The sequence below is a fragment of the Cryobacterium sp. TMT3-29-2 genome, assembly GCF_004564305.1.
GTDB classification, from domain to species: domain Bacteria; phylum Actinomycetota; class Actinomycetes; order Actinomycetales; family Microbacteriaceae; genus Cryobacterium; species Cryobacterium sinapicolor.
This window is the reverse complement of record NZ_SOGK01000089.1, coordinates 1-7,860: the sequence shown is the minus strand read 5'-3', so window position 1 is coordinate 7,860 and position 7,860 is coordinate 1. Positions and strand designations below refer to the sequence as shown.

General features: G+C 65.6%; 13 protein-coding genes and 1 pseudogene. 6 read left to right on the top strand and 8 right to left on the bottom strand.

Annotated elements, in window-relative coordinates:
* The first annotated feature begins 392 nt into the window (after positions 1 to 392).
* Positions 393 to 698 (top strand): hypothetical protein, encoded by a 306-nt coding sequence (locus tag E3O67_RS10050; RefSeq protein WP_135102614.1) that lies wholly within the window; start codon positions 393 to 395, stop codon positions 696 to 698.
* The gene (locus E3O67_RS17830; protein WP_167726571.1) at positions 698 to 1,018 is read left to right on the top strand and encodes a DUF4118 domain-containing protein; all 321 of its coding nucleotides are present in this window, start codon (positions 698 to 700) and stop codon (positions 1,016 to 1,018) included. The genes E3O67_RS10050 and E3O67_RS17830 overlap by 1 nt, the downstream gene beginning before the upstream one ends.
* 152 nt (positions 1,019 to 1,170) lie before the next feature.
* Here the strand turns inward: E3O67_RS17830 and E3O67_RS10040 are convergent, their stop codons facing one another.
* The 7 genes and pseudogenes from E3O67_RS10040 to E3O67_RS10020 all read right to left on the bottom strand — a co-directional run bounded on the left by E3O67_RS10040 (position 1,171) and on the right by E3O67_RS10020 (position 4,975).
* Positions 1,171 to 1,767: a DUF2867 domain-containing protein gene (locus E3O67_RS10040; protein ID WP_135102612.1), complete on the bottom strand. Its 597-nt coding sequence runs from the start codon at positions 1,765 to 1,767 to the stop codon at positions 1,171 to 1,173.
* A complete protein-coding gene (locus E3O67_RS10035; RefSeq protein WP_134426745.1) occupies positions 1,764 to 1,973 on the bottom strand; it encodes a DUF6463 family protein in 210 nt (69 codons plus the stop codon). The genes E3O67_RS10040 and E3O67_RS10035 overlap by 4 nt, the downstream gene beginning before the upstream one ends.
* Positions 1,974 to 2,081: 108 nt before the next feature.
* Positions 2,082 to 2,747 carry a response regulator transcription factor gene (locus E3O67_RS10030; RefSeq protein ID WP_135102615.1) on the bottom strand — a complete coding sequence of 222 codons (666 nt, stop codon included), beginning with the start codon at positions 2,745 to 2,747 and terminating at the stop codon, positions 2,082 to 2,084.
* Complete coding sequence (locus E3O67_RS17625; protein WP_255575819.1) at positions 2,744 to 2,878, bottom strand: hypothetical protein; 135 nt, start codon at positions 2,876 to 2,878, stop codon at positions 2,744 to 2,746. Before E3O67_RS17625 ends, E3O67_RS10030 begins: the two co-directional genes overlap by 4 nt.
* Positions 2,879 to 2,883: 5 nt before the next feature.
* Entirely contained in the window at positions 2,884 to 3,537 is a 654-nt protein-coding gene (locus E3O67_RS17460; protein WP_255575820.1) for a sensor histidine kinase, read from the bottom strand.
* A gap of 153 nt (positions 3,538 to 3,690) precedes the next feature.
* Positions 3,691 to 4,260, bottom strand: a pseudogene (locus tag E3O67_RS10025) (recombinase family protein); the annotation flags it as partial.
* 118 nt (positions 4,261 to 4,378) lie between these two features.
* Entirely contained in the window at positions 4,379 to 4,975 is a 597-nt protein-coding gene (locus tag E3O67_RS10020; protein ID WP_241979089.1) for an ABATE domain-containing protein, read from the bottom strand.
* Between the two features lie 89 nt (positions 4,976 to 5,064).
* Here E3O67_RS10020 and E3O67_RS10015 point away from each other — a divergent pair, with 89 nt between their 5' ends.
* The 4 genes from E3O67_RS10015 to E3O67_RS10000 all read left to right on the top strand — a co-directional run bounded on the left by E3O67_RS10015 (position 5,065) and on the right by E3O67_RS10000 (position 7,735).
* Complete coding sequence (locus E3O67_RS10015) at positions 5,065 to 6,159, top strand: LLM class flavin-dependent oxidoreductase (protein ID WP_135102611.1); 1,095 nt, start codon at positions 5,065 to 5,067, stop codon at positions 6,157 to 6,159.
* Between the two features lie 56 nt (positions 6,160 to 6,215).
* Positions 6,216 to 6,845 carry an isochorismatase family protein gene (locus E3O67_RS10010; protein WP_135102610.1) on the top strand — a complete coding sequence of 210 codons (630 nt, stop codon included), beginning with the start codon at positions 6,216 to 6,218 and terminating at the stop codon, positions 6,843 to 6,845.
* A 219-nt stretch (positions 6,846 to 7,064) separates the two neighbouring features.
* The gene (locus E3O67_RS10005) at positions 7,065 to 7,418 is read left to right on the top strand and encodes a multidrug efflux SMR transporter (RefSeq protein ID WP_134426737.1); all 354 of its coding nucleotides are present in this window, start codon (positions 7,065 to 7,067) and stop codon (positions 7,416 to 7,418) included.
* Positions 7,418 to 7,735 carry a multidrug efflux SMR transporter gene (locus E3O67_RS10000; protein WP_134426735.1) on the top strand — a complete coding sequence of 106 codons (318 nt, stop codon included), beginning with the start codon at positions 7,418 to 7,420 and terminating at the stop codon, positions 7,733 to 7,735. Before E3O67_RS10005 ends, E3O67_RS10000 begins: the two co-directional genes overlap by 1 nt.
* A 17-nt stretch (positions 7,736 to 7,752) precedes the next feature.
* On the opposite strand, the gene E3O67_RS09995 is transcribed toward E3O67_RS10000, so the two are convergent.
* A partial coding sequence (locus E3O67_RS09995; RefSeq protein WP_167726473.1) for an integrase core domain-containing protein occupies positions 7,753 to 7,860 on the bottom strand: 108 nt, incomplete at its 5' end.

Genomic DNA, 7,860 nt, shown 5'->3' with positions numbered 1-7,860 from the left:
GGAAAAGACTTGATCGGTCTTTCCAAGAATCACGCGGTGGCCGCCTCACATCGGTGCAACACGCCCATCAGGGCCGGGGGTTACACCACGCTATTGGACGCAACCCGGCAGTGGTTTTGACCGATGGCGGCAAGCATTTTTGAACAGCCGTAGCCCACCTTTGGTGGAGTTTCGTGCCGGGGGTTCCCTTGTCCATCCCTCGTGTCGTTACGGGGAGAGCCCCATCCTTCCGCGGTGAAATGGCGATGCCAATCGTCTGTATTTCACCCGTTGTGGGAAGGAAGGGGCTTATTGTGAAGTCTCCAGGAGTGTTCATGGAAATTTTAGCTGCAAATGATTTGACCCGGTCGTAACGGGATGCCGCGAAGATCTGCGGTGTATCGCACAACACGGTGCGATCGTATGTGAAGGCCCGTCAGGACGGCGCGCAGGCGCCGGCGGCCCGGCAACGCGGCCGGATGACCGACCCGTTCCTGCCGCAGATGGCCTCCTGGGTGGAGCAGTCCCGCGGGAAGATCCGCGGCGACGTCGTGCATGAGAAGCTCCTGGCTCTGGGGTTCACCGGGTGCGAGCGAACAACACGGACCACGCTGGTTGAATTGAAGTCGAAATACCGGGCCCGCAACATGCGCGTGCACCCGCCCTGGACCCCTGAGCCGGGTCTGTGGCTCCAGTACGACTACGGCGTCTGCCGCTGATGACGGTGCTGCTGGTCGAGGTGCGGGGCACGCTGGCGCTGGCGTCTCTGCTGCTGCTGTACCTGTTGGCGGTGGTGGTGATCGCGGTCGTCGGGGGCACGTTGGCGGCGGTGCTGGGCGCTGTGGTGTCGTTCGTACTGGCGAACCTGTTCTTCCGGCTGCGCCCGACCCACCGGGACCTTGCGAGGCGGCGGCGCTGGCGCCTTCAGCGCCTGACGGACCGTGCGCCGGTGCACCTGATGACGGACGGCCGGCTGCCGGATCGACAGCCCCTCACGCCGGGCATCCCCACGGATCGCCTCGAATCCACCCCGTCCTAGTGGGCCAGTTCACTCCGTCCTAGTCAAGCGTTCACCGCATCTTCGCCTCCGCCGGCTTGGACGTCCTTCCTGGAAGGCCACATGCACGCTTGGCGCGCTCGTCCGCCGCTACGGGCAGTTCGACGCCTGCGAGGACGCCGTCAAGTCGGCGGTCAGGTCTGATCCGGCCGCGCGGGGTCGTCGCACCAGCGCTGTCCGATGGACCGCATCAGCTCCGGGTACACGACGAGGTGGCGAAACGGTGCGATCGCGGCCATGTAGATCGTCCCGAAGAGCCCGTTCGGCTTCACCAGCACCGCCATCTGGCCGCGGTGCCCGCCGGCGCCGTCGGGGACCCAACTCAGGTGCAGGACCGCGTGTACGGTCTGGTTGGCCAACTCCCCGACCCACTCGTGGTCGGTCAAGTAGACCGGGGTGAAGGAGAGGTTTTCAAACCTCGGGCCGGTCGGCGCGTCGCTCAGGTCGGCTGGCAGCCGGTCTCGCAGTGTCGGCACCCGGGTGCCGATTCCGGAGTCCCGGTTGTCCCAGCCGAGGAGTGTCCCGACCTGGTGGCGGATCGCGAAGAGGGCGCGGGCGGCCGGGGACCGGAGGGTCGACTCGTCGAGCGTAGCGATTTGCCGTATCAGCCGCGAAAAGTCGCCAGGGCCACCAGGTGTCGGTAACGCCCACACGTCCTCCAGGCGGAAGTCGTGGGCGATCTCGTGGATCCGCCAGGGCCGTGAGGTGTGCGCGGTCTGCGGGATCCTCATGACGTCGGCAGCTCGACCGCCGCCTGGTCGTCGCGCCGGGCGGCGACGAGCGCGAGGGTTCCGAGGGCCAGGACCAGCCAGAAGGGGGAGGTGGGCAGGAGCACCAGCGACGGCACGGCGAGCCCGAGGGTCCACCAGCCCACCAGGGCGGGGATTCGGCCGGTCCGGCGGGGAACCCAGCGGGTCAGGGTCGAGGCGTTGGTCATGCCTTGATCGTATCAGCGTCGGGCAGTGCAGCGCGTCGCTCGCGGGTCGTCGGCATCTGCTACCAGAGCCGGATTTCGCGGGCTTCAGGTCATCCTCGAGGATGACGGCTACCGCGGCGGATGGCCGGGGCGGATCAGGCGCCGCTCGTAGGCCCAGATCACCGCCTGGACCCCGTCGCGCAGCCCCAGCTTCGCCAGCACCCGCCCGACATGGGTCTTGACGGTGGCCTCGGACAGGTACAGTGTGCCGGCGATCTCCGCGTTGGACTCCCCGCGCGCCATCGCCAGCAGCACCTCGCGCTCCCGTGCGGTCAGCGGGGCGAGCGGGTCGGGGCCGGGCTCGGGTACCGGGCAGTCGGCCAGCATGCGGTCGACCAGGCGCCGGGTGGTCGGCGGGGCAAGCACCGCCTCGCCCCGATACACGGTGCGGATCGCCGCACACAGCTCCCCAGCGAGGGCGTCCTTGAGCAGGAACCCGCTCGCGCCGGCGCGTAGCGCGGCGAACGCGTACTCGTCCAGATCGAACGTCGGCAGCACCAGCACCTTCGGCGCCGCCGGTCGCACGGTCAACTGCCGGGTCGCCTCCACCCCATCCAGCACGGGCATCCGGATGTCCATCAGCACCACGTCCACGGCGCTACCCGCCAACCGGTCCAGGGCCTGCGCGCCGTCACCGGCCTCGCCGGCTACGGCCATGTCCTCCTGCGACTCGAGCACCATTGCCAGGCCGGCCCGGACCAGGGCCTGGTCGTCCACAATGAAAACCCGGATCATCGCCACTTCCCGTTCGCCTCCCCGGTGGCCGCGATGCCGGACGTGGGCAACACCGTGCGCACCTCGAAGCCGCCGCCGGGCTTCGGGCCGGCGGCGAGCGTACCGTCGAGCACCGCGACCCGTTCCCGCATGCCAATCATCCCGTGCCCGGAGGCATTGCCGGGTGCCACCGCGCCACCCCGTTGTCACTGACGGTCACGATCAGCTCGCGCGCATTCCAGGCCAGGCGCAGGTCGGCGCGGGCGCCGGGCCCAGCGTGGCGCAGCGTGTTCGTCAGGCTCTCCTGCACCAGCCGGAACGGCGTCAGCTCGACGGCCGACCCCACCGGTCTCGCAGTCCCCTCGTCGGTGCGACGCACGGTCAAGCCCGTGGCGCCGACCCGGTTCAGCAACTGCGGCAGGTCGGCGAGAGACGGCTGCGGACCTGAGCCGCTCGACTCCGAGCCCTCCGCCCGAAGCATGCCGAGCAGCCGCCGCATGTCGGCCAGCGCGACCCGGCCGGTTGCGGCAATCGTGCCCAGTACGGTGGCCGCACGCTCCGGCGACTTCCCCGCGACCAGCTCCCCGCTCTGAGCCTGGGTCACGATCACGGCCAGCGAGTGGGCCACGATGTCGTGCATCTCCCGAGCGATGCGTGCGCGCTCCTGTGTAAGCGGCAACTCTAAACTGACCGGAGTCGGAATATCTGACTGACCGTTCGCGGCAGTGGTTTTGACCGATGGCGGCAAGCATTTTTGAACAGCCGTAGCCCACCTTTGGTGGCGTTGCGTGCCGGGGGTTCCCTTGTCCATCCCTCGTGTCGTTACGGGGAGAGCCCCTTCCATCCGCGGTGAAATGGCGATGCCATGAGAGGGGTCGTCCCGTAAGTCCCGTCCGAGAAAATACCCGGTGAAGGGAGGGCGGTTTCTAGTGGTCGACGCCTCAGATGACTCTCCGGCGAGGTCCAATGCCCGCGCTCGGCGATAGAACGTTGCTCGAGTCATTCCAAGATCGCGGTCAACCGTTGTCACTGGCTCTCCACCGTCGCTGAGTCGACGCGCATTACGGATTTGGCTGTCGGTGATGATCCGCGGGCGCCCACCGAGATCCTTGCCGGCTTTGCGGCGTTTGTTGATGGAGTCGATCACACGTTCTCGTTTGATTTCGTGTTCTATCTGTCCGAGTGCAGCCATGATCGTGAACAGCATGGACCCCATCGGTGTCGCAGTATCGACATCGCCGCCGCTCAGGTTGAGTACGCGAAGGCCGGCGCCGCGACCGCGGAGCTCCTCGGCGAAAGCCAGCATGTTCTGCGTCGATCGGCCCAGCCGGTCCAGCGTCGTGATGACGAGAGTGTCGCCGTCGTGGAGTGCGTCGAGCGTCCGGTCGAACTGGGGCCGTGACGCTTGCGCGCCGGAGATGCCGTGGTCGACGTAGAGGTCGTCACGCCGGACGCCAGCGGAGAGGATGTCGATCTGTTGCCGGTCGGTGGACTGCTGTCGCGTGGACACGCGCGCGTAGCCTGTGAGTCGCAGCCATAAATGGCACGATTATTGCAATGCTTTATGGCCGATGATCTGCTTCCGTAGGACCATCCGTGTCCAAAAGTGTCACGAGCGGAGGTCCGGAATGCCGCGGCCTTGTCGCGGTGTGTCACACAACCTGCGTGCTGTGGCTTGAGCGTTTACGTGAGTAGGCGCGCGCGGCGCGGACCCGGTCGCCGCACCGGGTTGAGCACCATTGTCGTCGGGCGTGGGTGCGGACGAAGAACCGTTGGCAGGAGGTTGCTTCGCAGGACGCGAGCTGCGAGGCTTGGTCGCCACTGAGTAGCGAGGCGGCATCATCGGCAATCATGGCCATGACGTGTTCTACGACCTGAGTCACGGGGTGGTCCGCGCGACGGATGAATCCCGCCTGTGGGTCGAACCGCAACAGCAGAGCGCCGGGAACACAGGTTAGGGCGGTGTTCAGAGCGTGTACCGCGGACGTCGTGGGGACGTCTCCGGTGGTGTGAGCGGTGAAGAGATCGCGCAGATCCGCGCGCAGCGCCACGAGCCGGCCTCGGCAATATTCGTGCAGGACAGCTTCGGGTCCGATGAGATCACGTGCCATCAGCCACGCCTCGGCGGCCTCTGGAGTGCTCATTTCGTCGTAGCCTTTGCCGCCCGCAGCGTCACCTGCGCTATTGACCAAGGCGAGGCTCGGATGTTCCTGGGCGCCCGGCGCGGCGGCGAGCGGTGTTTCTGACATGGTTATCATGTTATCAGTGTCTTTTAAACATGAGACAGATGCTAGGCTCACATCATGTCAAAAAGAGCTTTTTCCCATGAGGAGTTGCTGTGAGGTTGGGTCGTCCATCTGGCGCGGCGGCGTTCGCCTTGTCTGTTCTGTCCGCTGGCGGCACCGGCGTCGGGATCACCGCTGAGGAGAGGCTCGAGGGCACGATCTCGCTTGCGCGGACCGCAGATCAACGCGGCTTTCATAGGTTCTGGATGTCTGAGCATCACGGGATGGGAGCGACCTCTGTGTCTTCGCCTCCGTTGATGATCGCCCGCCTCATCGCAGAAACGATGCGCATCCGTCTTGGAGCTGGAGGGGTGATGCTGCCTAACCATTCCCCGTTGCTGATCGCCGAGCAATTCGGAATGTTGGAGGCGCTGGCCCCGGGCCGGATCGATCTCGGCCTCGGTCGAGCTCCAGGCACTGACGGGGCCACTGCCGCCGCGTTGCGCCGGGGAGCGGACGCCAATGACGGATTTCCACAGCAAATACTGGAACTGCTCGGGTTCCTGGCCGATGACTTCCCGTCCGGGCATCCGTATCGACAGGTCCACGCGGTACCGGGCCCTTGGCAAGCGAAGGAAAACCGGGTGACCGCACCTTCGAGGACGCCGCAGATGTGGGTGCTGGGCTCCTCACCGTACTCGGCTCAACTGGCCGGGCAGCTCGGTCGACCCTATGCGTTTGCGCTGCAGTTCGGCGACGCCGACGTCGACACGGCCATTCGCGTCTACCGTAAAAGCTTCCAGCCCTCCGACGTGCTCGCCGAGCCACACACCCTTATCAGCGTGCCCGTGGCAATCAGCAACGACCCGATCGAGGCCAAGCGGCAGTCGGCAACGTCGGCAATGGCGATGCTGCGCATGTTCAAGGGCGAAGGTTACCTGCTGCTGCCCCCGGACGAGGTCGAGGCCTACCAAGCCACGGTGCAGGAGCGCCATATTCTCGACGCCTATACCGACCGCAGTCTCCACGGCACGCCCGATACGGTCGCCGCTCGTATCGAAGCCCTACAGGAGCGCACCGGCGCCGATGAGGTGATTCTCGTCGTTGGCGGTCACTCTGCATCGCTCGACCAGGAAGGAATCAGCCTGATCGCCAATCACTACGCAATGCCCCACCTAGAAACATCGCTCGCGGCCGCCGCGCAGTAGAACCCACACCCCGCATTCCACACATCCACGACCAACCCTCCCTGAAGGAGAACCCCATGTCCACACCACGCCGAGCTCTCATCGTCATCGACGCCCAACAGGAATACTTCGACGGACTGCTCCCCATTCAATTCCCGGCCCGCGGCGACTCCATCGCCAGCATCCAAACCGCGCTCGACGCGGCCCAGCAAACCGACACGCCTGTGGTGCTCGTCCAGCACGAGCTCCCGGCGGACGCCCCCGTATTCGCCTACGGAGCACCGACCTGGCAGAACCACCCCACGGTAGCCGCCTATGAGAACGCCGCAGCTAAGCGCATCAGCAAGCGGTTTTCCAGCATCTTCGCCGACACGGCCCTTGAAGTCTGGTTGCGCGAGCAGAACATCGACACGATTACGCTCGCCGGCTACATGACCAACAACTGCGTGGTCGCCTCCGCTGCAGCTGCCGAGCCCCTCGGCTTCGCCGTCGAAGTACTCGCGGACGCGACGGGGGCAATCGACCTCGCTAACGAGGCCGGTACCGCACCCGCACGCCAGGTCCACGAAACCCTCATGGCGTTACTGCACTCGAACTGGGCCGCCGTCACCGACACCGCGATCTGGGCCACCGCACTCCGTACAAGCGCGACGCTGACCAAGAGCGACCTGGTCACCTCCGCCGCTCAAGGCCGCAGCACCCGCTAAAAAACAGGAAGCGGTCCTTCCATCCCACCCGCAACACCCCCGGACCATCTCTGGCGTGGTCCGCTACCAGCCGCGCAGATCCCGCCGCGCTGGGGGCGGGCCCGCCGGCGAACAATCGCCAACGTGCCCACTTCCGAACCGTGCCGACGTCTCGATGGCGGTGATCAGCTTGGGTGAGACACAGGCCGTCCAGAAGCTCAACCTACAAAGAATCCGATCATGACCAACCCCAAAGCCTGGCTACTTCTGATTCCCGCCGTCCTGGTTGAAGTGACAGCCTCACTCGCTCTCAAGGGCGCCCTCGAGCACCCCGCCCTCTACGTCGTCGTTGTCATCGGCTACCTCAGCGGATTCGTCCTGCTCGCCGCGATACTCCGCACGGGCATGGCCCTCTGGGTCGCATACGGAATTTGGGGAGCGAGCGGCGTCGTACTCACCGCCGTTGGCTCTCTCCTGATCTTCGGAGAACCGATCACCACTCTCATGGCCGTCGGCATCATCGTCATCATCGCCGGCGTCCTCTGCGTTGAACTCGGAGCTCAAGCAGCCCACAAGAAGCCAGCGACCGTCTGATGGCCTACCTCCTCCTCGTAGGCGCCATCCTGTTCGAGGTCTCCGGCACCATCAGCCTCCGCCTCGCCATCGACAACAGGCGCTGGTACACGGCAGTCGCGATCGGATACCTGGTTTCCTTCAGCATGCTCGGACTCGCACTCGCCCAAGGAATGCCCGTCGGCATCGCTTACGGCATTTGGGCCGCAGCCGGCGTCGCCCTCACCGCCATCCTGTCCCGATTCCTGTTCAAGGATCCCCTCACCCGGCTCATGAGCCTCGGCATCATCTTCATCATCGGAGGCGTCCTCCTCATCGAACTCGGCGCACCCCACTGACCACGCCCGGCCAACCCCTAGCTGTACTTCCCATTGACGTTGTGAACGCGGTCGATGGGTGATTTGCCGCCGATGCCGGTATGGGGCCTGTGGTGATTGTAGCTATGGATCCAGTCTTGGTATGC